The organism is Paracoccus alkenifer (assembly GCF_900108405.1).
Classification (GTDB): Bacteria; Pseudomonadota; Alphaproteobacteria; order Rhodobacterales; family Rhodobacteraceae; genus Paracoccus; species Paracoccus alkenifer.
This window is the reverse complement of the sequence record NZ_FNXG01000001.1, coordinates 90,714-116,928: the sequence shown is the minus strand read 5'-3', so window position 1 is coordinate 116,928 and position 26,215 is coordinate 90,714. Positions and strand designations below refer to the sequence as shown.

General features: G+C 67.1%; 23 protein-coding genes. 9 read left to right on the top strand and 14 right to left on the bottom strand.

Annotated features, from left to right (window positions below):
- Positions 1 to 45: 45 nt before the first annotated feature.
- The 4 genes from BLW83_RS00550 to gloB form a co-directional block, all read right to left on the bottom strand.
- Positions 46 to 477, bottom strand: a complete 432-nt coding sequence (locus BLW83_RS00550) for a tellurite resistance TerB family protein (protein ID WP_177172446.1) — start codon at positions 475 to 477, stop codon at positions 46 to 48.
- Between the two features lie 124 nt (positions 478 to 601).
- Positions 602 to 898, bottom strand: a complete 297-nt coding sequence (locus BLW83_RS00545; RefSeq protein ID WP_090844374.1) for a DUF1330 domain-containing protein — start codon at positions 896 to 898, stop codon at positions 602 to 604.
- 197 nt (positions 899 to 1,095) lie between these two features.
- Complete coding sequence (gene clpA, locus BLW83_RS00540) at positions 1,096 to 3,414, bottom strand: ATP-dependent Clp protease ATP-binding subunit ClpA (RefSeq protein WP_090844372.1); 2,319 nt, start codon at positions 3,412 to 3,414, stop codon at positions 1,096 to 1,098.
- Between the two features lie 187 nt (positions 3,415 to 3,601).
- Positions 3,602 to 4,339, bottom strand: a complete 738-nt coding sequence (gene gloB, locus BLW83_RS00535) for a hydroxyacylglutathione hydrolase (RefSeq protein ID WP_090844366.1) — start codon at positions 4,337 to 4,339, stop codon at positions 3,602 to 3,604.
- A 134-nt stretch (positions 4,340 to 4,473) separates the two neighbouring features.
- Here gloB and BLW83_RS00530 point away from each other — a divergent pair, with 134 nt between their 5' ends.
- The 6 genes from BLW83_RS00530 (at position 4,474) to BLW83_RS00505 (ending at position 10,473) form a co-directional block, all read left to right on the top strand.
- Complete coding sequence (locus BLW83_RS00530) at positions 4,474 to 5,424, top strand: methyltransferase domain-containing protein (protein ID WP_090845765.1); 951 nt, start codon at positions 4,474 to 4,476, stop codon at positions 5,422 to 5,424.
- Positions 5,425 to 5,591: 167 nt separating this feature from the next.
- Entirely contained in the window at positions 5,592 to 6,152 is a 561-nt protein-coding gene (locus BLW83_RS00525; protein WP_177172445.1) for a F0F1 ATP synthase subunit delta, read from the top strand.
- A complete protein-coding gene (atpA, locus tag BLW83_RS00520) occupies positions 6,152 to 7,687 on the top strand; it encodes a F0F1 ATP synthase subunit alpha (RefSeq protein WP_090844358.1) in 1,536 nt (511 codons plus the stop codon). Before BLW83_RS00525 ends, atpA begins: the two co-directional genes overlap by 1 nt.
- 12 nt (positions 7,688 to 7,699) lie before the next feature.
- Positions 7,700 to 8,572 carry a F0F1 ATP synthase subunit gamma gene (locus BLW83_RS00515; protein WP_090844355.1) on the top strand — a complete coding sequence of 291 codons (873 nt, stop codon included), beginning with the start codon at positions 7,700 to 7,702 and terminating at the stop codon, positions 8,570 to 8,572.
- Positions 8,573 to 8,592: 20 nt separating this feature from the next.
- A complete protein-coding gene (atpD, locus tag BLW83_RS00510; protein ID WP_177172444.1) occupies positions 8,593 to 10,014 on the top strand; it encodes a F0F1 ATP synthase subunit beta in 1,422 nt (473 codons plus the stop codon).
- Positions 10,015 to 10,023: 9 nt separating this feature from the next.
- Positions 10,024 to 10,473: a F0F1 ATP synthase subunit epsilon gene (locus BLW83_RS00505; protein WP_090844349.1), complete on the top strand. Its 450-nt coding sequence runs from the start codon at positions 10,024 to 10,026 to the stop codon at positions 10,471 to 10,473.
- An 88-nt stretch (positions 10,474 to 10,561) separates the two neighbouring features.
- On the opposite strand, the gene BLW83_RS00500 is transcribed toward BLW83_RS00505, so the two are convergent.
- On the bottom strand, positions 10,562 to 11,347 hold the full coding sequence (locus BLW83_RS00500) for an alpha/beta fold hydrolase (protein WP_090844346.1): 786 nt from the start codon (positions 11,345 to 11,347) through the stop codon (positions 10,562 to 10,564).
- Positions 11,344 to 11,934, bottom strand: coding sequence for a 2-hydroxychromene-2-carboxylate isomerase (locus BLW83_RS00495; RefSeq protein WP_090844341.1), 591 nt, complete (start codon positions 11,932 to 11,934; stop codon positions 11,344 to 11,346). The genes BLW83_RS00500 and BLW83_RS00495 overlap by 4 nt, the downstream gene beginning before the upstream one ends.
- A 109-nt stretch (positions 11,935 to 12,043) precedes the next feature.
- Here BLW83_RS00495 and BLW83_RS00490 point away from each other — a divergent pair, with 109 nt between their 5' ends.
- Complete coding sequence (locus tag BLW83_RS00490) at positions 12,044 to 13,063, top strand: ribose-phosphate pyrophosphokinase (RefSeq protein WP_090845763.1); 1,020 nt, start codon at positions 12,044 to 12,046, stop codon at positions 13,061 to 13,063.
- Between the two features lie 88 nt (positions 13,064 to 13,151).
- Here BLW83_RS00490 and purD read toward each other — a convergent pair whose 3' ends face one another.
- The 3 genes from purD to BLW83_RS00475 all read right to left on the bottom strand — a co-directional run bounded on the left by purD (position 13,152) and on the right by BLW83_RS00475 (position 17,653).
- Positions 13,152 to 14,411: a phosphoribosylamine--glycine ligase gene (gene purD, locus BLW83_RS00485; protein WP_090844338.1), complete on the bottom strand. Its 1,260-nt coding sequence runs from the start codon at positions 14,409 to 14,411 to the stop codon at positions 13,152 to 13,154.
- A gap of 190 nt (positions 14,412 to 14,601) precedes the next feature.
- Positions 14,602 to 15,810 carry a dipeptidase gene (locus BLW83_RS00480; RefSeq protein WP_245728556.1) on the bottom strand — a complete coding sequence of 403 codons (1,209 nt, stop codon included), beginning with the start codon at positions 15,808 to 15,810 and terminating at the stop codon, positions 14,602 to 14,604.
- Between the two features lie 4 nt (positions 15,811 to 15,814).
- On the bottom strand, positions 15,815 to 17,653 hold the full coding sequence (locus tag BLW83_RS00475) for a M3 family oligoendopeptidase (RefSeq protein WP_090844334.1): 1,839 nt from the start codon (positions 17,651 to 17,653) through the stop codon (positions 15,815 to 15,817).
- A gap of 355 nt (positions 17,654 to 18,008) precedes the next feature.
- On the opposite strand from BLW83_RS00475, the gene BLW83_RS00470 reads away from it, so the two are divergent.
- On the top strand, positions 18,009 to 19,292 hold the full coding sequence (locus BLW83_RS00470) for an O-acetylhomoserine aminocarboxypropyltransferase/cysteine synthase family protein (protein WP_090844330.1): 1,284 nt from the start codon (positions 18,009 to 18,011) through the stop codon (positions 19,290 to 19,292).
- Between the two features lie 238 nt (positions 19,293 to 19,530).
- Positions 19,531 to 19,857 (top strand): hypothetical protein, encoded by a 327-nt coding sequence (locus BLW83_RS00465; RefSeq protein WP_090844328.1) that lies wholly within the window; start codon positions 19,531 to 19,533, stop codon positions 19,855 to 19,857.
- Positions 19,858 to 19,872: 15 nt separating this feature from the next.
- Here BLW83_RS00465 and BLW83_RS00460 read toward each other — a convergent pair whose 3' ends face one another.
- From BLW83_RS00460 to BLW83_RS00440, 5 genes are read right to left on the bottom strand one after another with little or no spacing between them, the layout of a single operon-like run.
- The gene (locus BLW83_RS00460) at positions 19,873 to 20,802 is read right to left on the bottom strand and encodes a hypothetical protein (protein ID WP_090844325.1); all 930 of its coding nucleotides are present in this window, start codon (positions 20,800 to 20,802) and stop codon (positions 19,873 to 19,875) included.
- 55 nt (positions 20,803 to 20,857) lie between these two features.
- On the bottom strand, positions 20,858 to 22,705 hold the full coding sequence (locus tag BLW83_RS00455; protein WP_090844322.1) for a hypothetical protein: 1,848 nt from the start codon (positions 22,703 to 22,705) through the stop codon (positions 20,858 to 20,860).
- A 29-nt stretch (positions 22,706 to 22,734) separates the two neighbouring features.
- Positions 22,735 to 22,986, bottom strand: coding sequence for a PAAR domain-containing protein (locus BLW83_RS15615; protein WP_177172442.1), 252 nt, complete (start codon positions 22,984 to 22,986; stop codon positions 22,735 to 22,737).
- Positions 22,986 to 24,254, bottom strand: a complete 1,269-nt coding sequence (locus tag BLW83_RS00445) for a DUF4123 domain-containing protein (protein WP_090844319.1) — start codon at positions 24,252 to 24,254, stop codon at positions 22,986 to 22,988. The genes BLW83_RS15615 and BLW83_RS00445 overlap by 1 nt, the downstream gene beginning before the upstream one ends.
- A gap of 2 nt (positions 24,255 to 24,256) precedes the next feature.
- Positions 24,257 to 26,170 carry a type VI secretion system Vgr family protein gene (locus BLW83_RS00440; protein WP_245728555.1) on the bottom strand — a complete coding sequence of 638 codons (1,914 nt, stop codon included), beginning with the start codon at positions 26,168 to 26,170 and terminating at the stop codon, positions 24,257 to 24,259.
- Between the last annotated feature and the right edge of the window lie 45 nt (positions 26,171 to 26,215).

Genomic DNA, 26,215 nt, shown 5'->3' with positions numbered 1-26,215 from the left:
AACGGGAACATGGCGGCGCGACGCAAGGGCCGCAGCGGTCCCGGTTCAGGTTTCGGATCCCGTGGTCAGGTCGATCTGCTGGCCGGCCTGGGCGCCGTCGGCCGTGCCGATCCCCAGCAGCAGGGCGATCCGGTCCACAGTGGCGATTTCCCAAGGGGTTTCGGCGCCATCCGTGCGCGCCAGATCCCACAGCGCCACCATGATGCCGGCGCATTGGTCGCGGGCGATGCGGGTGCGGATGGCGGCGGTCAGGCGCCGGGTGTCGGATACCTCGGCCTCGACCATCTCGGCGGCGGCGCGGCGGTCGGCGATCTCGTCGGGCGACAGGGGCTGGCGCAGCGACAGCAGCGCATCGATCCGCGCCCGTTCCAGTTCGCCGTAATGATTGTCGGCGCGGGCCAGGCGCACCAGCAGCGCCGCCACGGCGACTTCGGCATCGTCGCGCGAAAGCGCGGGGCCGGCGGGATCCTCTCCCAATAGGCGGGGCAATAATCGGCGGAACATGATCAGAGTATCCGCACTGGCGATTCCGGTTTCAAGTTAAAGAATGACGATGGAAACCAGCGCAGGGTGAGGGCGGGGCGGGTCGGTGCGGGGCGGCTCAGCCCTCGTCCCAGCCTTCGACGATGGCCAGATCCGCCGTGGAAACCGGCGCGCGCAGGGCCAGCGCCGCCTGGTATTCCTGGCTGTGGTAACAGGCCAGCGCCGCGGCGTAGGATGGAAACTCGATCACCACCGCGCGGGGACGCAGCGCGCCCTCGACCACATCCTGCGACCCGCCGCGCACCAGAAAACGGCCGCCGAATTTCGTAAAGGCGGCGGCGTTGGCGGCGCGATAGGCCTGATACGCCTCGGGGTCGTCGACGCTGACATGGCCGATCCAATAGGCTTTGCTCATGGGGATCCTGCTGTTTGCTGGTGATGTGGCGCCATGGATGGCGCGGGCGGGCGATGCGGGTCAACCCCCGGGCCGCCCCTTCGCGACAGCGCGATCGGGGGCGGCAAGGCAGGCTGGCCAAACCAGACCGCGGGCCGGGCAGAGATCCCCGGCCGGGTTGCAATGAAAAAGAGGCGCTGGTCGCGCCTCTTTCAGGGTCATTCCGCCGTCAGCAGCGGGGTCTTGTCCTTGCCCAGACGCGGGGTGCCCGGGCCCTCGATGTCAAAGACCGGCTTGTCGTCCTCGATCCGGACCTTGACGATGCCGCCCTTGGTCAGCCGGCCGAACAGCAGTTCCTCGGCCAGCGGCTTCTTGATGGTTTCCTGGATCACCCGCGCCAGCGGACGCGCGCCCATCCGGTCGTCATAGCCGCGATGCGCCAGCCAGTCGGCGGCGTCAGAGGTCAGCTCGATATGGACGCCGCGGTCCATCAGCTGGGCCTCCAGTTGCAGGATGAATTTCTCGACCACCTGCACGATCACCTCGCGCGAGAGCGGCGCGAAGGAAATCACCGCGTCCAGCCGGTTGCGGAACTCGGGGGTAAAGATGCGCTCGATCGCCTCTTTGTCCTCGCCCTCGCGGCGGTCGCGGCCGAAACCGATGGCGGCTTTCGCCTGGTCGGCGGCGCCCGCGTTCGAGGTCATGATCAGGATCACGTTGCGGAAATCGACCTGACGGCCGTTGTGGTCGGTCAGTTTCCCGTGGTCCATCACCTGCAACAGGATATTGTAGACATCGGGATGCGCCTTTTCGATCTCGTCCAGCAGCAGCACGCAATGCGGATGCTGGTCGACGCCATCGGTCAAAAGCCCGCCCTGATCAAAGCCGACATAGCCCGGAGGCGCCCCGATCAGGCGGGACACCGCGTGTTTCTCCATGTATTCGGACATGTCGAAACGCAGCAGTTCCACCCCCAGCGTGTTGGCCAGCTGCTTGGCGACCTCGGTCTTGCCGACGCCGGTGGGGCCGGCGAACAGGTAGTTGCCGATGGGTTTTTCCGGCTCGCGCAGCCCGGCGCGCGCCAGCTTGATCGACGAGGCCAGCGCCTCGATCGCCCCGTCCTGCCCGAACACCAGCCGCTTGAGGTTCTTTTCCAGATCCCGCAGCACCTCGGCGTCGTCCTTGCTGACGCTTTTGGGGGGGATGCGGGCGATCTTGGCCACCACGGCCTCGATTTCCTTGGGCGAGATCAGCTTTTTGCGACGGCTTTCGGCCACGACATGCTGGGCCGCCCCGGCCTCGTCGATCACGTCGATGGCCGAATCGGGCAGCTTGCGGTCGTTGATATAGCGCGAGGCGAGTTCAACCGCGGTGCGGATCGCCTCGACCGTATAGCGCAGCTCGTGGTGCTTTTCGAAACTGGGCTTCAGCCCCATCAGGATCTTGATCGCGTCGGGGACCGAAGGCTCGTTCACGTCGATCTTCTGGAACCGCCGCGACAGGGCGCGGTCCTTTTCGAAATGCTGGCGATATTCCTTGTATGTGGTCGAGCCCATGCAGCGCAGCTTGCCGCCGGCCAGCGCCGGTTTCAGCAGGTTCGACGCATCCATCGCCCCCCCCGAGGTCGCGCCGGCGCCGATCACGGTATGGATCTCGTCGATGAACAGGATGGCGTCGTCGTGGTCCTCAAGCTCTTTGACCACGGCCTTCAGCCGTTCCTCGAAATCGCCGCGATAGCGGGTGCCGGCCAGTAGCGCGCCCATGTCCAGCGAATAGATCGTGGCACCCTTGAGCACGTCGGGGGTTTCGCCGCGCACGATCTTGAGCGCCAGACCTTCGGCAATCGCCGTCTTGCCGACGCCCGGGTCGCCGACCAGCAGCGGGTTGTTCTTGCGCCGGCGGCACAGCACCTGGATGCAGCGCTCGACCTCGTCGGCGCGGCCGATCAGCGGGTCCACGTCGCCGCGCGCCGCCTTGACGTTCAGATCGACGCAGTATTTCGCCAGCGCCGAATCCTCTTTGCCGCCCGAACGTTCGTCGGCGGCGGGCTGGTCGGTTTCCGCGCCCTCGACCCGGCGCGATTCGGAAAACGAGGGGTTCTTGGCCACGCCATGCGCGATGAAATTCACCGCGTCATAGCGCGTCATGTCCAGCTCTTGCAGAAAGAACGCGGCGTTCGATTCGCGTTCCGCAAAGATCGCGACCAGCACATTGGCGCCCGTGACCTCGTTGCGGCCCGAGCTTTGCACATGGATCGCGGCGCGCTGGATCACCCGCTGGAACGCAGCGGTGGGCACGGCCTCGGACCCGTCCACATCGGTGATCAGCGTGGACAGGTCGTCCTCGATGAAATCGTTCAGCATCTGGCGCAGCCGGTCCAGATCCACGTTGCAGGCGCGCATCACGCGCACCGCGTCGGGTTCCTCGGTCAGCGCCAGCAGCAGATGTTCCAGCGTGGCAAGTTCATGGCGGTGGCGGTTGGCCAGCGACAAGGCGGCATGGATCGCCTGTTCCAAGGTGGTCGAAAAGGACGGCACTTCACTGCTCCTGTCAGTCGGCTGGCGGTCTGGGCCGGGCGTTCCGACCCACCTGACCAGACTGTCACGACACCATTAAGAATTGGTGCATTTCGGCGCGACGCAAGGGGGTAACGTCGGTATTATGCCCGAAGTTGCTGCGGTTGAGCGGGATGTGATCACGGATGCCCCCGGTTTCAAGCGCCGCTCAGCCCCGGAACGCATCCTTTTCGGCCCGCAGCCGGGTGAAACTGGCCAGCGCGTCCTCACCCGGTCGCGCCAGCGCCTGCGCGCGCAGAAAAGGATTCGTGGCCTTTTCCTCGGCCAGAGTCGCAGGCGCCGCGGGGCGGCGGCCGGCCAGCGTCGCATCCAGCCGGTCCTTGAGCGCCTGATTCCCCGGGTCCACCGCCAGCGCAAAGCCGCCGTTGCCGCGCGCATAATCGTGGCCCGAACAGATCAGCGTGTCGTCGGGCAGCGCCGCCAGCCGGGTCAGCGATTCCCACATCTGCGCGGGCGTGCCCTCGAACAGCCGCCCGCAGCCCATGGCCATCAGGCTGTCGGCGGTAAAGGCCAGCCCGGCCTGCGGCAGGTGATAGGCGACATGGCCCACGGTGTGGCCCGGCACGTCGATGACCCGCAGCGGCTGGCCGCAGAGCTCGGTGTCGGCGCCCGGCTCAAGCGCCCGGTCCAGCGGCGGCAGTCGCGCGGCGTCGGCTGCGTTGCCCCAGACCTGCGCGCCGGTCGCGGCCACGATTTCCGCCACCGCCTGGATATGGTCGTCATGGTGGTGGGTCAGCAGGATCACGTCCAGCCCCCAGCCGCGGCGGTCGAGTTCCGCCAGAATTGGCGCGGCCTCGGGGGCATCGACCAGCAGGGTGCAGCCGTGGTCATGGACCAGCCAGGCATAGTTGTCGTCTAGGCAACGGATGCTTGCGAGCTCTGCCATCGTTTTCCTCCGTGGTTGGTCGGCCGAGGATAGGCGCGAGCTGGGGTCGAGACCACCCCTTGATGGGGCCCCTGAGGCGGCCCGTTGAGGCGGGCGGGCTTGACGCCGCCGCGGCCCCGGTCCCTGTTGTCGCCATGCACCACGATGTCGCCGGGCTGCGCAGTTTCTATTACGACCGGCCGCTGGGCCGGGTGGTGCAGCGTATCCTGCGCGAAAGGCTGACGGCGCTGTGGCCGCCTGCGCGGGCGACCGGGATGACGGTGGCGGGCTACGGGTTCGCGGCGCCCTTGCTGCGGCCCTATCTGGCGCGGTCGCGGCGGGTGATGGCGTTGATGCCGGGGCAGCAGGGGGTGATGGCCTGGCCGGCCGGGCTGCCCAACCACAGCGTGCTGGCGGACGAGGACGCCTGGCCGCTGGACACCGGCAGCGTCGACCGGCTGCTGGTGCTGCACGCGCTGGAAACCGCCGACCACGCCGCCGGGCTGCTGGAGGAATGCGCGCGGGTGCTGGGGCCGGGGGGGCGGATGGTGGTGATGGTCCCGAACCGCGCCGGGCTGTGGGCGCAAAGCGACACCACGCCCTTTGGCATCGGGCGCAGCTATACCCGCGGCCAGCTGGAATCGCAGGCCCGCGCCGCTGGTTTCGTGCCGGAAACCGCGGGGGCGGCGGTTTACATCCCGCCCTCGGACCGGCGCTTCTGGCTCAAGACCGCGCAGCTGTGGGAACGCACGGGCACGCGCATCGCCTCGGTTCTGATCGCGGGGGTGGTGGTGGCCGAGTTCTCGAAACAGACCCCGGCGCTGATCGGGCCGGCGCAGCGGGTGGTCATTCCCAGCCCGCTGGAGCTGCTGGACGGGATCCGCCGCCCGCGCCCCTCGGCCGGGTCCAGCCGCTCGGGCGGTCCCAGCCTGCGCCGCGACGCCGAGGGCCGCGAATCCGGCGATTCGGCGGCGCAGGCAGACCCGGCGCAGCCCGCCCCCCTGGCCCCTGCGGCACGGCGTCAGCCGCGCCCTGTTAGCGCTGCACCCTTGCGGCAGCTGCAAACCCGTTGCCGCAACTGCGCGATTCAGGACACGCAGGCGTGAAATTCAGCCCTCGGCATGGTTGCGCGGTGCGGTGATCTGCTGATAGAGACGCCGCATCTTGAGGGGTGCGCCGTCCACAGGCCGCCCTGTTGTCGTCAGCACCTTGCGACCGGCCGCCACCTTTGGCGGCCCGACCGCGGGGTTGCGCGCAAACCAAAGGGGTGTCCGTGGCCAATACCGCTTCGATTTCCGCAAATATCGCCGGGCGTTATGCGCAGGCCGTGTTCGACCTGGTGCAGGACCAGGGCGGGCTGGACCAGCTTGCCACGCAACTGGACGATCTGCGCGCGGCCCTGTCGGGCAGTGCCGATCTGCGCACGCTGATCACCTCGCCGCTGTATTCGCGCGAGCAGCAGGAAACCGCCATCGCCGCCATTGCCGCCAAGATGGGGCTGTCGGCGACGCTGTCGAACACCCTGCGGCTGATGGCGCAGAACCGCCGCCTGTTCACCCTGCCGCAGCTGGTCGCCCGGCTGGGCGAGCTGATCGCCGACGCACGCGGCGAGGTCACCGCCGAGGTGGTCAGCGCCGCCGCGCTGTCGGCCGAGCAGCAAAAGCGCCTGACTGAAACGCTTGCCGCCAAATCCGGCAAGACCGTGAAACTGAACACCAGCGTCGATGAAAGCCTCATCGGCGGAATGATCGTCAAGCTGGGCTCGCAGATGATCGACAGCTCGATCCGCTCGAAGCTCGCTTCTCTCCAGAATGCCATGAAAGAGGTCGGATAATGGGAATCCAGGCTGCCGAGATTTCGGCGATCCTCAAGGATCAGATCAAGAATTTCGGTCAGGACGCCGAAGTGGCCGAAATCGGCCAGGTGCTGTCGGTCGGTGACGGGATCGCGCGCGTCCATGGTCTGGACAAGGTGCAGGCCGGCGAGATGGTCGAGTTCCCCGGCGGCATCCGCGGCATGGTGCTGAACCTGGAAACCGACAACGTCGGTATCGTGATCTTCGGCGACGACCGTTCCATCAAGGAAGGCGACACCGTCAAGCGCACCCGTTCCATCGTGGACGTGCCGGTGGGTCCGGCACTGCTGGGCCGCGTCGTGGACGCGCTGGGCAACCCCATCGACGGCAAGGGCCCGATCGAGGCGGCCGAGCGTCGCGTGGCCGACGTCAAGGCCCCGGGCATCATGCCGCGCAAATCGGTGCACGAGCCGATGGCGACCGGGCTGAAATCCGTTGACGCGATGATCCCGATCGGCCGCGGCCAGCGCGAGCTGATCATCGGCGACCGCCAGACCGGCAAGACCGCCATCGCGATGGACACCATCCTCAACCAGAAAAACTACAACGGCCGCGAAGCCGACGGGATGAAGACGCTGCATTGCTTCTACGTCGCCATCGGGCAAAAGCGTTCGACCGTGGCCCAGCTGGTCAAGAAGCTGGAAGAAACCGGCGCCATGGCCTATACGACCATCATCGCCGCGACGGCATCCGAACCCGCGCCGATGCAGTATCTGGCCCCCTATGCCGCCACCGCAATGGCCGAATATTATCGCGACAACGGCATGGATGCGCTGATCATCTATGACGACCTGTCGAAACAGGCCGTGGCTTACCGCCAGATGTCGCTGCTGCTGCGCCGCCCGCCGGGGCGCGAGGCCTATCCGGGCGACGTGTTCTACCTGCATTCCCGCCTGCTGGAGCGTTCGGCCAAGCTGAACGAGGATCACGGCGGCGGTTCGCTGACCGCGCTGCCGGTCATCGAGACGCAGGCGGGCGACGTGTCGGCCTATATTCCGACCAATGTGATCTCGATCACCGACGGGCAGATCTTCCTTGAAACCGACCTGTTCTTCCAGGGGATCCGCCCGGCCGTGAACACCGGCCTGTCGGTCAGCCGGGTGGGTTCGGCCGCGCAGACCAACGCGATGAAATCGGTCGCCGGCCCGGTCAAGCTGGAACTGGCGCAGTATCGCGAGATGGCGGCATTCGCGCAGTTCGGTTCCGACCTCGACGCCGCCACGCAAAAGCTGCTGAACCGCGGCGCCCGCCTGACGGAACTGATGAAGCAGCCGCAGTATTCGCCGCTGACCAACGCGGAAATCGTGGCGGTGATCTATGCCGGCACCCATGGCTACCTGGACAACCTGCCGCTGGCCGACGCCGGCAAGTGGGAACAGGGGCTGCTGGCCTATCTGCGCAACCAGCACGCCGATGTGCTGGACTGGCTGACCCGCGAGGATCCCAAGATCAAGGGCGAGGCCGAGGACCGGCTGAAGCAGGTTCTGGACGCCTACGCCAAGACCTACGCCTGAGGGGGGTGACAGATGCCCAGCCTCAAGGATCTCAAGAACCGGATCGAGAGCGTAAAGAATACGCGCAAGATCACCAAGGCGATGCAGATGGTCGCCGCCGCCAAGCTGCGCCGCGCGCAAGAGGCGGCCGAGGCCGCGCGCCCCTATGCCGACCGCATGGCGGCGGTGATGGGCGGGCTGACCGCGGCCGCTGCCGGGTCCGAGGGCGCGCCGCGTCTTCTGGCCGGCACCGGCGCCGACCAGCGCCACCTGCTGGTGGTGCTGACCTCGGAACGCGGGCTTGCCGGCGGGTTCAACAGCTCGATCGTCAAGCTGGCCCGCCAGCAGGCCGAGACGCTGCTGGCCCAGGGCAAAGAGGTGGCGATCGTCACCGTGGGCAAGAAAGCCCGCGAACAGCTGCGCCGCGACATGGGCGAGCGTTTCGTCCATCATGTCGACATGTCCGAGGTCAAGCGCGTGGGCTATGAAAACGCCCGCGAGATTGCGCAAGGTATCCTCGACCGTTTCGATGCGGGCGATTTCGACGTGGCGACGCTGTTCTACAGCCGCTTTGAATCGGTGATCAGCCAGGTGCCGACCGCGCGCCAGATCATCCCGGCCGTGATCGAAGAGGGCGACGCCGCGGTGTCCTCGCTTTACGATTACGAACCCGGCGAAGAGGCGATCCTGTCCGAGCTGCTGCCGCGCTCGATCACCACGCAGGTGTTCGCGGCACTGCTGGAAAACGCCGCCTCGGAACAGGGCGCGCGGATGACCGCCATGGACAACGCGACCCGCAACGCCGGCGACATGATCGACAGGCTGACGACGGTCTACAACCGTTCGCGTCAGGCCGCGATCACCAAGGAACTCATTGAAATCATTTCGGGCGCCGAGGCGCTCTGACCGTAACGCAGGGGTAGATAATGGCAGCTACTGGCAAGATTACTCAGGTCATCGGCGCCGTCGTCGACGTGCAGTTCGACGACAATCTGCCGGCGATCCTGAACGCGCTGGAAACTGAAAACAACGGCCGGAAACTGGTGCTGGAAGTGGCCCAGCACCTGGGCGAGAACACCGTTCGCGCCATCGCCATGGACGCGACCGAAGGTCTGGTCCGCGGCGCCGTCGTCACCGACCTTGGCGGGCCGATCTCGGTCCCGGTGGGCGAAGCGACGCTGGGCCGCATTCTCAACGTGGTGGGCGAGCCGGTGGACGACCGCGGCCCGGTCACGGCGTCGGAAACCCGCGCCATCCACCAGCCCGCGCCGGAATTCGCCCAGCAGGCGACCAGCTCGGAAATCCTGGTCACCGGCATCAAGGTCATCGACCTGCTGGCCCCCTATTCCAAGGGCGGCAAGATCGGCCTGTTCGGCGGCGCCGGCGTCGGCAAGACCGTTCTGATCATGGAGCTGATCAACAACATCGCCAAGGTGCACTCGGGCTATTCCGTGTTCGCCGGCGTGGGTGAGCGGACGCGTGAGGGCAACGACCTGTACCACGAGATGGTGGAATCGGGCGTCATCAAGCCGGACAACCTGACCGAAAGCCAGGTGGCGCTGGTCTATGGCCAGATGAACGAACCGCCGGGCGCGCGGATGCGCGTGGCGCTGACCGGGCTGACGCTGGCCGAACAGTTCCGCGACGCGACCGGCACCGACGTGCTGTTCTTTGTCGACAACATCTTCCGCTTTACGCAGGCGGGTTCCGAGGTGTCGGCGCTGCTGGGCCGCATCCCGTCCGCCGTGGGTTACCAGCCGACGCTGGCCACCGACATGGGCGCGATGCAGGAACGCATCACCTCGACCAAGGCCGGCTCGATCACCTCGATCCAGGCGGTCTATGTCCCGGCCGACGACCTGACCGACCCGGCACCGGCGACGACCTTTGCCCACCTTGACGCGACCACCGTTCTGTCGCGGGCGATTTCCGAACTGGGGATCTATCCGGCCGTGGACCCGCTCGACTCGAACAGCCGGATCCTCGACCCGGCCGTGGTCGGCGAGGAACATTACCAGGTGGCCCGCGACGTCCAGGGTATCTTGCAGAAATACAAGTCGTTGCAGGACATCATCGCCATTCTCGGCATGGACGAGCTGTCGGAAGAGGACAAGCTGACCGTGGCCCGCGCCCGGAAAATCCAGCGCTTCCTGTCGCAGCCCTTCGACGTGGCCAAGGTGTTCACCGGCTCGGACGGCGTTCAGGTGCCGCTGGAGGACACGATTTCGTCCTTCAAGGCGGTGGTGGCCGGCGAATACGACCACCTGCCCGAAGCGGCCTTTTACATGGTCGGCGGCATCGAGGACGTGAAAGCCAAGGCGCAGCGCCTCGCCGCTGACGCGGCATAAGGGGGCGACATGGCCGACACGATGCAGTTCGACCTCGTCTCGCCGGAACGGAGCCTTGTCTCTGTCCCGGTGCGCGAGGTGCGCCTGCCGGGCACCGACGGCGACATGACCGCCATGCCCGGCCATGCCGCGACCATCGTCACGCTGCGGCCGGGTCTGGTCACGGTTGTGGACGCGCAGGGCAATGCGACCGAATTCGCGGTGACCGGCGGCTTTGCCGAAATCAACGGCGAATCCGTCAGCCTGCTGGCCGAACGCGGGCACCCCCGCGCCGAGATCACGCAGGACGTCTATAACGAGATGATGCGCGACGCGATGCGCGCGCATCAGACCGCCGAGACCCGCCGCGAATCGCTGGGCGACGAGGTCGTCGCCGCCGCCGCCAAGCTGCTTGGCGATATGGAGGCGCTTGGCACCCATATCGGGCTGGATCCCAATCAGGCGACCATTCCCGACTGATCGCCGGGCTTGCGCCCTGTGATCCAGAATTGCCCCCTTGCGGCCCCACGGTCGCAAGGGGGTTTTCGTTTCAGCGCGAAAGCCGGGGTCAGGACCGGTCCAGATTGACCCCGATCAGCCCCGCCACCTGCTGGGGATGGGTCACCGGCAGCATGTGCCCGGCACCCGGCACGCTGGCGCGGCCCACGTCCGGCAGCCGCGCGGCCAGCGTGCCCGCGATCTCGGCGATCACGGCCGGGCTTTTGTCCCCCGCGATCAGCATGACCGGCGCCTGAATGGATTCCAGCCCGCCCGGCCGCAGGATGCCGTGGCAATCGCCCGACATCGCAGGGCCGGTTTCCAGGATCAGCGGCATCTGCGCGACGGCGGCCTGCCGGGTGGCGGCGGGCAGGGCGCGAAAGCCTCCGGGCCCGCCCCACATGTCCATGAACAGCTGCGTGGCCTGTTCCATAAGCCCCTCGGCCGCCAGCGCGGCAAGCTGGTCGTCCAGCGCGTGGCCGCTGCGCGACGCCGCAAACAGCACCGGCTCGATCAGCGTCAGCGAGCGGACCAGCGCGGGGGTTTCCACCGCGATCCGCAGCGCCACCGTCGCGCCGATGGAATGGCCGATCAGGTCCAGCTTCCCGCCGCCGGCGTCCTCGATCAGCCCCCGGGTGATGCGGGTCACGGCGGAATGGTAATCCTCGGTCCCCCCCGCCGGGCGCCACGGCGCGCTGCGCCCGTGCGAGGGCAGGTCAAAGCCACGCAGCGCCACTCGGTCGCGCAGATGCGCGGCGATGGGGCCAAAGATGCGGCTGCTGCCCATCATGCAATGGATCGCCACCGCCGGGCGCGCGGCATTGCCCGGCCATTGCTCGACATGCACCGGGGTCACAGCGTGCCAAGATGGCGGTCAAGGAAATCCAGCCGGTCCTGTCCCCAGAACCGCTGGTCGCTGTCCAGCACATGGTAAAAGGGCACGCCGAACACCCCCGCCTCGACCGCGCGTTCAAGGTTGCGGCCATAGGTTTCGGCGCCGACGAACAACCCGCTGTCGGCAAGCCCGGGGTCAAAGCCGCTGGCCGCCAGCACCTCGCGGATCACGCCGTCCTCGGCGATGTCGCGCCCGTCGGCGAACCGCGCCGCCAGCAGCCCGCGCACCAGCGCGCCGGTGTCCCCGCCCGCGGCCTGCGCGGCGATGATCGCATAGGACGCGGGCGCCGGGTTGGTCAGGGTGACGTCCATGCGCAGGGGCATGCCCAGATGCTCGGCCCAGCGGGGCAGTTCCTGTGCGCGGTAAGCCAGCCGCGCCGGGTGGCGCGATTCAGGCCGGGTGCCGCCGGTGCGGTCGAACAGCGCCATGATGTCCAGCGGGCGATAGGTGACCGTGGCGCCGTGTTTTTGCGCGATGTTTTCCAGCCGCTCGCCGGCTAGATACGCCCAGGGGCTGATCGGGCTGAGGTAATAGTCGATCGCGGCCATGCCAGTTTCCCCCTTCGCCGGTTTGCCCGGACGCTATCGCGGTGATAAGCGGGGCGCAATCCGGCGAGTCGCCGGGTGCTTCACCCCCAGAAAGCCGCCGAGGATGCCGATGCCCGCCATGACCGAACCCAAGCTGATCGCCGGGAACGCCAACCGCCCGCTGGCCACTGCCATCGCGCGGCGGATGTCGATGCACCGGGGCATGAATGTCGGGCTGGTGGATGCGCGGGTGGAACGCTTCAACGACCAGGAAATCTTTGTCGAGGTCTATGACAACGTCCGAGGCGAGGACATGTATATCATCCAGCCGACCTCGAACCCCGCCAATGACAACCTGATGGAGCTGCTGATCATGACCGACGCGCTGCGGCGCAGCTCGGCCAATCGCATCACCGCGGTGATCCCCTATTTCGGCTATGCGCGGCAGGACCGCCGGGCCAAGGCGCGCACCCCGATCTCGGCCAAGCTGGTGGCCAATCTGCTGACCCAGGCGGGGGTGGACCGGGTGCTGACGCTGGATCTGCACGCCACCCAGATCCAGGGGTTCTTCGATATTCCGGTGGATAACCTCTATGCGGCGCCGATCTTTTCGCTGGACATCATGCACCATTTCAAGGGCCGGATGGACGATCTGATGATCGTGTCGCCCGACGTGGGCGGCGTGGCGCGGGCGCGCGAGATCGCGGCGCGTATCGACGCGCCGCTCGCCATCGTGGACAAGCGCCGCGAAAAAGCCGGCGAGATCGCCGAGATGACGGTGATCGGCGATGTCGAGGGCAAGACCTGCGTCATCGTCGACGACATCTGCGATACCGCCGGCACGCTGGTCAAGGCGGCGCAACTGCTGGCCGACCACGGCGCGACCGAGGTCCATGCCTATATCACCCACGGGGTGCTGTCCGGCCCCGCGGTCGAGCGGATCGAGAAATCGGTGATGAAATCGCTGGTGGTCACCGATTCGATCAGCCAGCCCGAGCCGGTCAAGAACGCCCGCAATATCCGTATCGTCCCCACCGCGCCGCTGTTTGCGCAGGCGATCATGTCGACCTGGGCGGGCACCTCGGTGTCGTCGCTGTTCGAGCTTGAGACGCTGCTGCCGATCTACGAAGGGATGTATTCGGCAGCCTGAGCGTGCGCGTGCCGGGCAGGTGCGTGGGAACCACGCACCCTACAGCCGCAAGAACCGTAGGGTGCGTGGTCTCCACGCACCCGCCCGTTCAAAGCGCGCGCCACCCGATGTCGCGGCGAAAGAAACCGTCGGGCCAGTCCACCGCCTCGGCCAGCGCATAGGCGGCGTCGCGGGCCTCGGCCAGGGTGGCGCCGCGGCCGGTGGCGTTCAGCACCCTCCCGCCGGTGGCGACCAGCTGCCCGTCGCGCCGGGCGGTGCCGGCGTGAAAGATCATCCGCGACGAACATTCGGTCAGCTCGGGCAGGCGGATCGCCGTGCCGTTCTGATGATCGCCGGGATAGCCGTTGGCGGCCAGCACCACGGTCAGCGCGTGGTCCTCGGCCCAGTTGGCGGTGACGCTGTCCAGCCGCCCCTCGGCACAGGCCTGGATCAGGTCCAGCGCCTGCGCCCCAAGCCGCATCATCAGCACCTGCGCCTCGGGGTCGCCGAAACGGGCGTTGTATTCGACCAACCGGGCGCGGCCATTCTCGATCATCAGCCCGGCGTAAAGCACGCCCTGGAACGGGGTGCCGCGCCGGGCCATTTCTGCGACGGTGGGTTCCACGATCTCGGCCATCACCTGCGCCTGGATTGCGTCGGTCAGCACCGGGGCGGGGGAATAGGCGCCCATGCCGCCGGTGTTGGGGCCGGTGTCGCCTTCGCCGACGCGCTTGTAGTCCTGCGCGGTGCCGATGGGCAGGCAGTTGGTGCCGTCAACCAGCACAAAGAAACTGGCCTCTTCACCGGTCATGAATTCCTCGATCACCACCTCGGCGCCGGCATCGCCAAAGGCCCCGCCGAACGCGGCATCGACGGCAGCGACGGCCTCGGCCTCGGTCATGGCCACGGTGACGCCCTTGCCGGCGGCCAGCCCGTCGGCCTTGACCACGATCGGTGCGCCCACGCGGGCGATATGGTCGCGCGCGGTCGCGGCGTCGGTAAACCGGGCCCAGGCGGCGGTCGGCGCCCCGCAGGCGTCGCAGATTTCCTTGGTGAAGCTTTTCGACGCCTCAAGCTGCGCTGCCGCGGCCGAGGGACCAAAGGCAAGGATCCCGGCCGTGCGCAGCGCATCGGCAACGCCTGCGGCCAATGGTGCCTCGGGGCCGATCACCACCAGGTCGATGGCGTTTTCCTCGCAGAAATTCACCACTGCGGCGCCGTCGGTGATCGCCAGCTCGGCGCAGCGGGCGATCCCGGCGATGCCGGCGTTGCCGGGCGCCACGATCAGCCGGTCGCATTTCGGGTTCTGCCGTATCGCCCAAGCCAGCGCGTGTTCACGCCCGCCGCCGCCGAGGATCAGGATATTCATGCGCGCCCCCTTTTTCGATGTCGCGCCTGCTCTAGGCCGCAGCTGGCGGGCCTTCAAGCGAAGGTGATGTCTTTGGTGCCTAAATATCCCGGGGCTTGTGAGCGCCCGGAAAACAGTCCGGTGGACTGTTTTCAGCGAACAAGGCCGCGGTAGCGGCCCGGGGCAGCGCCCCGGTCCGGCAGCGCAACCTTCACCCCCGCGGCAGGGTCTCGCGCAGATAGCGCATCATGTTGCCGCCCATGACCTTGGCGATCTGGCCCTCGGTCAGCCCCGCGTCCAGCAGCGATTGCGTCAGCGCCGGCAGATGGGCCGCGTCAAAAGGCACCCCGACCGAGCCGTCCCAGTCCGACCCCAGCGCGACGTGATCCTCGCCCAGCAGTTCGATGGCGGCAACGATCGTGGCCGCGATACCGGCCGGGCTGTCGTTGCAGGTGACATCCGCCCAAAAGCCGATGCCGACGATGCCGCCTTTGGCCGCGATCTGGCGCAGCAGTGCGTCGTCGATGTTGCGCGGCGTGTTGCAGACCCCGTGCACCCCGGTGTGGCTGAGCATCGGTTTCGCGCCCGGCACCGCCAGCACCTCGCGCACCACCTGCGGCGAGGCATGGGCCAGGTCGATCACCAGCCGCCGGGCGACCAGCTCGGCCACCACCTCGCGGCCGAAATCCGTAAGCCCACGCTGCGACTGCCCGTGCAGAGAGCCGCCCAGCTCGTTGTCAAAGAAATGGGTCAGGCCAAAGACGCGATAGCCCGCGCCCTCCATCACCGCCAGGTTGGCGAGGCTCCCCTCAAGCGGATGCGCGCCCTCCATCGCCAGGATCGCGCCGATGACGCGGCTGCCCGCCGCACGTTCGGCCAGCAGCGCGGTCAGGTCGTCGGCGCTGCGGATCAGGCGCAGGCGGTCGGGGTGCGTATCGGCCAGCCGGGTCAGGCGCCGCGACTGGTCCAGCGCGCGTTCCTTGAGGCTGAACCAGCTTTGCACCGGGCGCAGCTGACCGATGACAAGGGGCGTGATGTTGTCGGGCGCATCAGTGGCGTTTTCGCCGTAATTCTGGCCGCGCGGGCTTTTCGTCACCGCGCTGAACACCTGCACCGCGACATTGCCGCGGTCGAGCCGGGGCAGGTCCACGTGGCCCTCGGGGCGCTCGACCGACAGGTCGCGGGCCCACAGCAGCGGGTCGGCGTGCAGATCGCCGATCACCAGCCGCCGGTGCAGCGCCAGTGCCGCGTCAGACACCGGCCATTCGGCGCGGGCGGTGACCGGGTTCAGCCGGTCGGCGACGATGCGCGGGCCGAACGCCGCCACCGCCGCCAGCGCCAGCAGGGTGACCGCCGCCAGCCCCAGCAGGATGCGGCGCAGACGGCGGGGCTGCTGGCGGCGGAACGGGTCGCGGGCCACGCGATCAGCCCTCCATGGCTTCAAGCTGGTCGATAAAGCCCTCGATCATCGACAGGCCCTTGTCCCAGAACGCGGGGTCGGATGCGTCCAGCCCGAATGGCGCCAGCAGTTCGGCGTGGTGGCGAGAGCCGCCGGCCTTGAGCATGTCGAAATATTTGGCCGGGAACCCCTCGGGCTGCGCCTCATAGGCGGCGTAAAGCGCGTTCACCAGCCCGTCGCCGAAAGCATAGGCATAGACGTAAAAGGGCGAGTGCACGAAATGCGGCACATAGGACCAGAAGCTCTCGTATCCGGGCATGAATTCAAAGGCATCGCCCAGCGATTCATGCTGGACCTGCATCCAGATCGCATTGATGTCGTCGGGGGTCAGTTCGCCATCCTCGCGGGCCGCGTGCAGGCGGCATTCGAAATCGTAAAAGGCGATCTGGCGCACGACCGTGTTGATCATGTCCTCGACCTTGCCGGCCAGCAGCGCCTTGCGTTGCGCGGGGTCGGTGGTGCGCGACAGCAGCGCGCGAAAGGTCAGCATCTCGCCAAAGACTGATGCGGTTTCGGCCAGCGTCAGCGGCGTCGAGGCCAGCAGCTCGCCCTGTCCGGCCGCCAGACGCTGGTGGACGCCGTGGCCCAGCTCATGCGCCAGCGTCATCACGTCGCGCGGCTTGCCCAGATAGTTCAGCAGCACATAGGGGTGCGCGTCGGTGACGGTGGGGTGCGCAAACGCGCCCGGCGACTTGCCCGGTTTCACGCCCGCGTCGATCCAGCCGCAGTCAAAGAACGGCTCGGCCAGCCGCGCCAGTTCCGGATCGAACCCGGCATAGGCGTCCAGCACCGTGGCGCGGGCCTCGGCCCAGGGGACCAGCCGGTCGGGTTCCTGCGGCAGCGGCGCATTGCGGTCCCAGACTTGCAGCTTGTCCAGCCCCAACCAGCGCGCCTTGAGCCGGTAATAGCGATGCGACAGCCGCGGATAGGCGGCCACCACCGCGTCGCGCAGCGCCTGCACCACCTCGGGCTCGACATGGTTCGACAGGTGGCGGGCGGTCTGCGGGGTGGGCATCTTGCGCCACCTGTCCTCGATCGCCTTTTCCTTGGCCAGCGTGTTGTGGATGCGGGAAAACAGCTTGATGTTGTCGCCGAACACCTGCGCCAGCGCCTTTGCCCCCGCCTCGCGCCGGGCGCGGTCGTGGTCGGTCAGCAGGTTCAGCGTGGCTTCCAGCCCCAGCACCTCGCCCTCGACGTCAAAACTCAGCGCGGCGGTGGTTTCGTCGAACAGCCGGTTCCAGGCGGCGGCGCCGACCACGGAATTGTCGTGCAGGAATTTTTCCAGCTCGTCCGACAGCTGATAGGGGCGCATGGCGCGCATCCGGTCGAACACCGGCTTGTAGCGCGACGGGCCGCAGGGGGTGCTGAAGACCTGTTCGTAGACATCATCGGGGATGCGGTTGAATTCGAGGCTGAAGAACACCAGCGGCGTGGTCATCTCGGTGATGCGGGCCTGAAGGTCGCCCAGCATCTTGGCGCGGCCGGCGTCGGTGGTGTTCTGGTAATAGCGCAGCCCGGCATAGGACATGATCCGGCCGACGATCAGGTCGATCTGCTGATAGCGTTCCACGCATTCCAGCATCTCGGCCGGGGTCAGCGCGGCCAGCCGGCCCTGATAGTCGGCGGCAAAGCTGGCGCAGGCCGCGTCCAGCCGTTCAAGGTCGCGCGTCAGTTCCGGTGCGTCCGGGGCGGGGTAGAGATCGCTCAGATCCCATTCCGGCAGCTCGCCCAGCGGAGCCGCATGTGCGCCCCCCACACCGTCGGCATCGCGAAAGGGACCGTTGCAGCGGGGCAGGCGGGTCATCGGCGTCTCCTTTGATCTGTCGGGCAATATCTGTCCTGTCGGGGGCTTGGGTTCAACCCGGCGCGGTGCCGGCCGGCGGAGGCTTGCCCCTGCCTTGCGGCCGCAGCGGGGGTTTTCCACCCCCGCACCCCCGGAGGATATTTTCATGATGAAGAAAACATTCCCGATTTTCACGGGCAGCGCGGAAAGCGGGCGGTTTGCGGTCGGCGAGGCAGGGCGGTTCGCGGCGTTCGCGCGGAATTGGCAGAAAAACCGCCGGAGTGTCCGGCTTTGTCCATTTTGCCCGTGATTGCCAGAATGTGTCTGCGGGCATAGCCTCGCGCCCAAGGAATTTCCAAGTCCAGAGGAACGCGCCATGACCGACGACCCCCGCCCGCAGGGATTTGATACGCTTGCCATCCATGCCGGGGCCGAGCCGGACCCTGCGACCGGCGCGCGGCAGGTGCCGATCTATCAGTCCACCGCCTTTCAGTTCCGCGATGCGGCACATGCCGCGCGGCTGTTCGGGCTGCAAGAGGTCGGCTATATCTATTCGCGCCTGACCAACCCCACGGTTTCGGCCTTGCAGGCCCGCGTCGCGGCGCTGGAAGGTGGCGCTGGCGCGGTGTGCTGTTCCAGCGGACATGCGGCCCAGATCATGGCGCTGTTCCCGCTGATGGGGCCGGGGCTGAACATCGTGGCCTCGTCGCGGCTGTATGGCGGCACCGTCACCCAGTTTTCCCAGACGATCCGCCGGTTCGGCTGGTCCTGCCGCTTTGTCGATCTGGACGACCATGACGCGGTGCGTGCGGCCATCGACGACGACACCCGCGCGATCTTCTGCGAATCGATTTCCAACCCCGGCGGCTATGTCACCGATATTCCCGCCATCGCCGGCATCGCCGATGAGGCCGGGATTCCGCTGATCGTCGACAACACGCTGGCCACCCCGTTCCTGTGCCGCCCGCTTGAGCAGGGGGCGACGCTGGTCGTGCACAGCCTGACCAAATACCTGACCGGCAACGGCACCGTCATGGGCGGCGCGGTGATCGATTCGGGCAGGTTCGACTGGTCGGCCTCGGGCAAGTTTCCGTCGCTGTCGGACCCGGAACCCGCATATCACGGGCTGCGTTTCCACGAGACCTTCGGCGCCGCCGCCTTTACCTTTCATTCCATCGCCATCGGGCTGCGTGATCTGGGGATGACCTTGAACCCGCAGGCCGCCCATTACGTTCTGATGGGGATCGAGACGCTTGGCCTGCGGATGGAACGTCACGTCGCCAACGCGCAGCGCGTGGCCGAGTGGCTTGAGGCCGACCCCCGGGTGGCCGAGGTCACCTATGCCGGGCTGCAAGGCTCGCCCTGGCACGAGCGGGTGCAGCGGCTTTATCCCAAGGGGGCGGGCGCCCTGTTCACCATCCGGCTCAAGGGCGGCTATGACGCCTGCGTTGCGGCGATCGAAAAGCTGCAAATGATCAGCCATGTGGCGAATCTGGGCGATGCGCGGACGCTGGCGATCCATCCCGCCTCGACCACCCACAGCCAGCTGACCGAGGCCCAGCAGATCGCCGCCGGCGCCGGCCCGGATCTGGTGCGGCTGTCGATCGGCATCGAAAACCCCGAGGACATCATCGCCGATCTGGACCGCGCCTTGGGCTGAGACCGGACAGTTTTGAATGGAAACGGGCCGCATCCTCGGGTGCGGCCCGTGTCATCTGCGGCGCCTTACCCTCAATTGTTGGTGCGGAGAGTGGTTGCCCAAAGGGGACAACAATATTAATTACAACCGTGACTCCGTTTGAGAAATAGCGGGCAAGGTTTTGAAAGATATATTCTTTCTTAGAACATGTGTTGTCCTGGCAGCGGTAATTCTGGCGGGGGGCGCGGCGCTTTGCCTGTTGCTTCAGGCCGCTTTCGGTGACCGGCCCGAGTTGGGGCAGCTGCTGGGGCTGGTCGCGGCCGAGCCGGGCAGCCCGCTGGAAACCGCCGGCCCCGAGCTTGCCTGGCTGCCCGCATGGCTGTGCCCGGTGCTGACCCGGCTGCTGCGGGTCGAGGCGTGGGTTTATACCGCGCTGCTGCTGCTGGCGTTGCCGGTGGTGCTGAGCCTTGGCATCGACTGGGCCGCAGGCCGGCGCAAACCCTCGGCCGGGGCCGAGGGGCCGCTGCCCGATCAGGTGCCCCGCATGGGGCGTCGCGAGGCGGTAGACCGGCTGCCTCCGGAATAGGCCGCCGGTCCCCGGTCAATACAGCACGGCGCCCACATGCAGATTTCCGTCGGGGCCCTGGAAAAAAGCGACATTGGTGCTTGCAACATATTTCCCGTCCCGGCGCCAAAGAATGGGATCCGGGACGATGCGGATCAGGCGACCGCCCGCCATCCGCTCAATCTCGAAATTCTCGGGTCCAAGGACGAGATCAAGCGGCTCCAGCATGCCGCCTTGGCCGTCGTCGGGCGCGAGAGCCTCGGACGGGGCGGTTTTCTGGATGAATTCGTCAAGTGAGGCGTAATTCATTGTGATGGCCAGATGTCGCCACGCCGGCTCATAACTGGTCTGAATCCGGCGCCGGTCGCCGGATTGGATGACCTCGTGCAGATCACGATAGGCGGCCAGCAGCCGTGCCCGCGTTTCCGGCGTGTCCGCGAGCACGGGCGCGGACGCCCAGGGCGGTTCGGGCAGGGGGTCGGAAATCTCGAAATCGGCGGTGATCCGGCGTCCGGTCCATTCGTCGCCCCAACCCCCGATCAGAGCGGCCTCATCCTGACGATCTTTGCCGATTTTCATCGGCGGCGAGGTGCGTTCATCCGGCGCAGAGCCGAATTTGGTCACCTCGGGAGAGATCACGACATTGTCCTGATCAAGCGCCAGATTCAGTAATGTCGCACGCTCGCTGTCGCGGGTGACCAGATCAATGCGATCAATCCTGGCTTGGAAATAGAAATCGGGATCGGCCAGATTGTATTCGGCAGGGGAGCCTGTGACTGACATGAAATTGACGCTGATCTCGTTGCGTCCGGTTTTCAGATACGCGTTCACCGGCAGCGAAAGATTGGTGTCGTCCGGCGCAAAATGGCTCCAGATGCTGACGTCATTGATCCGCAGCACCCAAAAGGCACCCGCGCCGGCGATGTCGACGTAATAATTGACGGGGTTGGGACTGTCGTTGGCCACCGATATGCCTCCGGGAAGAATTGACAGGAATGCGACAAGGGCCGCCTTGGGCAGGTCAGTAATTCGACCAGGGCGGCGCGGCAGAGGTGACGCGCTCGACCGTCGGCGAAAGAAGAACATAGACTGCCCCCTCACTTTCCAGTTCTGATCTTTTGGCATTGGGGTCGTTCCAGTTGCGGTCGCCGGCCGTGAAAGATGGCCCCTGCTGGGTCACGGTGACCTTGCGCGACGAGCTGTAATCTTCAAGATCGCGGGACCGCGCGCTATTGCTGTGCGACGAGGTCGCCCCCATGCGCACATATCCGGTGGCGCGGGCCTTCAACCCCTCGAAATAATAGCGCTTCTTGCGCTTTTTCTCGGCGTCGACCTTCATTTCCCAGATCCAGCCGGTGTGCAGCGTGCCCTGAACGCCGGCCTCGGCGCTGACGATCCAGATTTCACCCTCGACATGCAGCCGTATCATCGCCTCGCCCCGGACGGTCAGCTTGCCGCCGAATTCGCTGCTCATGTCCTCGGATTCGAAATCGGCCGGGGCGTTGGCGGGGATCAGCACGCTGCGGTTGCTGTCGATCTTGTGGGTCAGCTTGCCCTGAGCCGAGACCGAGACTTCGGCACGGACCTCGCCGCGCACGGCGTTCGATTTGCTGGCCATGGTCGCGCGCGCTTCCTGCACCAGCCGGGCGCCGGCCGGCGACAGCATGACCTGCGCGGCCAGATCGACCACGTCCAGCTTGCCCGTCGCCGTCATGGTCAGCGAGGTTTCCAAAGAGCCGAGCCTGGCCTCGAGATCGGGGCTGGCCTTTTTCGCCTCGAGCTTGATGCCGGTGCCGGCCAGCTTCAGCGCCATGTCGAACCGCACGCCCGAGCCAAAGCCGGTGCGGTCGACGATGCGGCCCGGCTTGGGCGAGGCCAGCGACACCGATTCCGAAAAATTGCCGATGATCGACGCGATGGTGCCGATGATTCCCGGGGCCTCGCCCGGGCTGGGCTGGCCGCGTCCGCTGCTGGGCGTGGCCACGGCCTTGGCCGCCCCCGAGATGTCGAGAGGCCCGTATTTCCCGGTCAGATTGCCCGCGATCGAGGCGTTGCCGCCGATGCCCGTGGTCTGGAAATGCACGCCCACCGACACGGTGGCGTCGCCCGACGCCTCGAAATACGGAAACGGGACGACCCGGAACGCCTGCGTCATGCTGCCTTCGCCGACGCATTGCACCGGGGTCACCGTCATGCCGCCCGACCCGGCCACCATGGCGGCAGAGCTGGTGATCGTATCGACGACCATCAGGAACAGCAGCGCCTGTTCGGGGACGAAATCCTTCATCGCAAGGGCGGTGCCGACGGTCTTGGGATAGCCGACCTCAAGATCCGCGCCCGAGCGGCTGACAAGAGTGTCCCGCATCGTGGCACCCTGTGCGAGAAACAGCGACCGGCGCGGGTGCCCGGTCATGCAGTCCCGGCCCTCGCCCCGGATGCGGACCTTGCCGCTGAGCATTTCGCCGCGGACGTCCTTGGCGACGATCAGCAACCGCGTCGCGGGTTTGTCGCCGGTGGCGGGCCATTCGATCCTGCGCGAGGGATCCGCGAAATCCATGACCGTGCCCGCGGTCATGCAGCATGGCTCATTGGGTTTGCAGTCGACGCAGAGCGCGGCAAAAGCCGGGTCGAAATTTCCGTCCTGGCCCGTGCCCGGCCCCGGCGGGATCGGGCTTTTCGCCATCGGCGGGTTGCCCCCCACCCTGTAGTTGGTGGCAAGCGCGCCCAGCCGTTGCTCGGTGTTCAGGGCGTCGCCCCCGCCGGCAAGCTGGCCAAGGACCGTGCGGGCGGCGCCGCGGTCGGCAAACACCTCGGGGTGGTGGTCCAGAAGGAACCTGTAATCCGCAGCCGTGGGGGAATAATTGGACAAGGGTTTTCTCCGGTAAAACGCGGCTGAAACTAGGCCCTGGAATGAGAGCCCTGGACGATGACGCCCCCGTGGCTGGTGGCCGAGCCGATGGTGGCGGCGGGCCGGCCGTCGATGAGGCAGGCGCCGGTGCCGGTGGTGATCGTGGCGCCGCAGCCCGTCACATCGCCCACCGTCGCGATCGGGAGCGCGTCGCAGGTCGAACGGGCGGCGACCTGCACGATGGCGTTGCTGCCGTGGATGGGGCAGGCGTGTTTGTCGCCAAGCCGGGCAAGGGGTTTCATCAGGCGATTTCCTTTTGTCCCAGCCCGTGGGCGGTGGTCATCCGGGTGAACCAGTCGGCAAGCTGGTTCTTTCTTTGCCATGGCAGCAGCGTGCGGTCGGTCAGGAACTGCCCGGCCTCGGGGTAGCGGCGTTCGAAATCGGCGCCGAACAGCAGCTGCGCCTGCGCGATCATGTGAACCTGGCTGGCCGAGGTCATGCCGAACCCCGCCGCCGCCGCCGCCGCCCCCTGCGCAATCGAAAGACAGCGGGTCGCCGAGGTCAGATGCCCGAAATCCCGCATCAGGCGGCGCGCCAGACCGTCGGTCGCACGGCGCTGCATCCGCTGGCCAAGGGCTGCATATTCCGCCGGCGACACCACGCCGGGGCCGCGCCGCTGCTGGGCTGCGGGGCCGGGTGTGGCGGGCGTGCCGGTCCAGCGCAGCAGCCGCCCCTGCGCCAGGCCGGGCGGGTCGAACACCCCCAGCGCCGGCCCCCGCAGCTGGGCGCCGTCGGGCAGCAGGCATTCGGCCGATATGGGCACGATGATCGCGCTGAGGTCGCGGGCGAAACTGTCGCGAAAGCTGTGCGGCATCGTCTCGATCGCGTCGATCATCACGCGGGGGTCGTAAAAGCGGAAATAGACCGAAGTGTCGGGGTCGTGGGGCGTGCGCAGCATGGTAAAGCGGCGCAGATGAAGGCGCATTTCCTCCATGCTGGAGCTGCCGCCGAGCAGCACGAAACCGTGGTCCTGCTGCGGCCGGGCGCGCAGCTGCGCGGGAAAGCTGCCATGCGGATCGACCCGCACCAGCCACGGCGCGAGCCTGCGGCTTTCGGGGTTCAGCGTGGTGTAAAGACAGCTGTGTTCGGCATCGCTTTGCTCAAGGCGCTGCGAGATGTCGGGCCAGTTCACCCCGTCCACCACCGCCCAAAGCTGGCCAGAGCTGGCCAGCAGCGTGTCCCAGTCGAGCTCGGCCCATGACGACGCGGGGTCCACCGCCGCCGCGTCGCCCAGCGCGACCGGGCGGGATTCGTTCACCTGCCGCACCAGACGGGGCAGATCGTCGGCCAGTGCCCCCAGCCCCGTGACGCCCGCCACGCGCGAGGCCGAGGACACCGCGACCAGTTCGCAGCCCAGCCGGGGCAGGGCGTGGCGCATTCCGATCTGGAAATCTTCGGCAGAGCCGGCGGTCAGCAGCAACCAGCGGGCGGCCTCGCCACGGTTGCCCAGCCAGTGCCGGCCCCCGTCGTCATGGGCGCGCAGATGGCAATACCCGATCCACGGCTCCACGGTCAGACCCCTGTGTCGGCAAACGGGCAGTGGCTGACAAAGGGCGATCCGGCGGCCGCGGCGGCCTTGAGCACCGCGGGGATCGCGGGCAGGGCGACGGCGCCGGGGGACGCCGCGCCGACGTTCAGCACGGGCGTCGCGTTGATCGCGCCCCCGTCAAGAACCAGCGCGGCGCCGCCGGCGACCAGCGTGATCCGGGTCGCGTCGATGACGATCTCGCCGTCGGACTTGAGCGTGAGATCGCCGCCGGCGCGGGTGGCATAGCTGCCGCCCACGCTCAGGCCGCGGTCGCCGTCGATCTTTTCGCGCATCGCGCCCTTGACCGACAGGTCCAGCAGCCCCTCGATGCTTTCGGTGCGGTTGGCCGCGACGATCAGGTTCGAATCGTTGCCGACGCTGACCGTATCGTCGAAATCGACCCGGCGCTGCGCCGAATTCAGCACCTTCATGTCCAGGTTCTTCTGCGCGTGCAGATAGATGAATTCCTCGCCGCCCTTGTCCTCAAAGGTCAGCTCGTTGAAGCCCTGCGCCGAAACCGAGCTGGTCTTGAAGGTCGAGCGCGTCCGGTGTTCGGGCAGCGCCATCGGCGGCGGATTCGCGCCGTTGAAGACGCAGCCGGTGACCAGCGGCTTGTCGGGATCGCCTTCGAGGAACTCGACCACGACCTCCATCCCGGTGCGCGGGATCACCATGCCGCCCCAGCCGCTGCCGGCCCAGCTTTGCGACACCCGGCAGCGCATCGAATACGCCTCGTCCAGATCCCAGTGAAAGCGGACGAGGATGCGGCCGAATTCGTCGCAGTCCACCTCGCCCTCGCCCACCACCTTGGCGGTCTGGGGGCCGTGGACGACGGGTTGCGCGGTGCGGCGCGGGGGCGCCATCGGGGCGGTGTCGGGCATCAGCACATACGAGCCGGTAAAGCTGTAGCCGTCGCTACCCGCCCCGCCCGAGCCATAGGATTCCGACACAAAGGAATGTGTCGCGGCAAGGCAAAGATAGGTCTCGCCCGTGCCGGGCACCTTGTCGCCGCCCAGCCGCACCCGCATCCCCGACCCAAGGCTGGCGCAATCGCCCGTCGCGCGGTTGCGCCGGTCAAGCCCCTGTTCCTGCCGGGTGCGCAGCCGCGCGGTGCTGCGGCCGGTTTCCTGCTGCGCGTAATCGCCCGGATAGTCAAAGCTTTCGATCCGCCCCTGCGCGTGGGCGGCGTCGCCGACATGCTCGGCCTCCATCGCTTGCAGCGGCTTCTTGAAGTCATAGTCGGTCAGCCGGATCGCACCTGTGGTCAGGTTGCGCTCGGGCGTCCATTCCCAGAAATGTTCCTGCTCATACTGGTGATGGCCGTCATAGGATTTGAACGGCCGCTCGCCGATGCTGTCATGGGCCAGCACGTCGTCGGTCAGCACCAGCGTGTGGCTGCCCATGGCGTGGCGGAAATAAAAGCTGATCCCGTGGCGTTCCAGCTGCCTGCGCACAAAGTCCAGATCGCTTTCGCGATACTGGACGGTGTATTCCAGCACCGGGTAATCGTCGCTCAACTGGATTTCCAGCGCGGGATCGCCAAGCTGGGCGTAATCGGCCAGCACCTCGCGCAGGATCTGCACCACCGTCTTGTCGTGAAAAATCCGCTGGTTGCGCCGCCGCCCGGCCAGCCAGAACCACGGGCGCAGCGTCAGGTCGTAGCGATGGCCGTTTTCGCCCACCCCCGCCCAGCGGGCCGAGGCGACGATGCCGTCGAACACCCGCACCCCGTCGCGCGTCCCGATCTCGACCGAGGCATGGGTTCCGATCAGCGCATCGAAATCCAGATCATCGCTGCCTGCAAGTCCCTGGACCCGGTATTCGTAAAGCTCATTAAGGTAATCCGTGCCGTCGAAGCGTAACAATACGATCGCGTCGTCACCCAGTTCCGTGGTCAATCGACCCAAACGGTCGGCCTGTCTGAATGGCGGAGTCATGAAAAG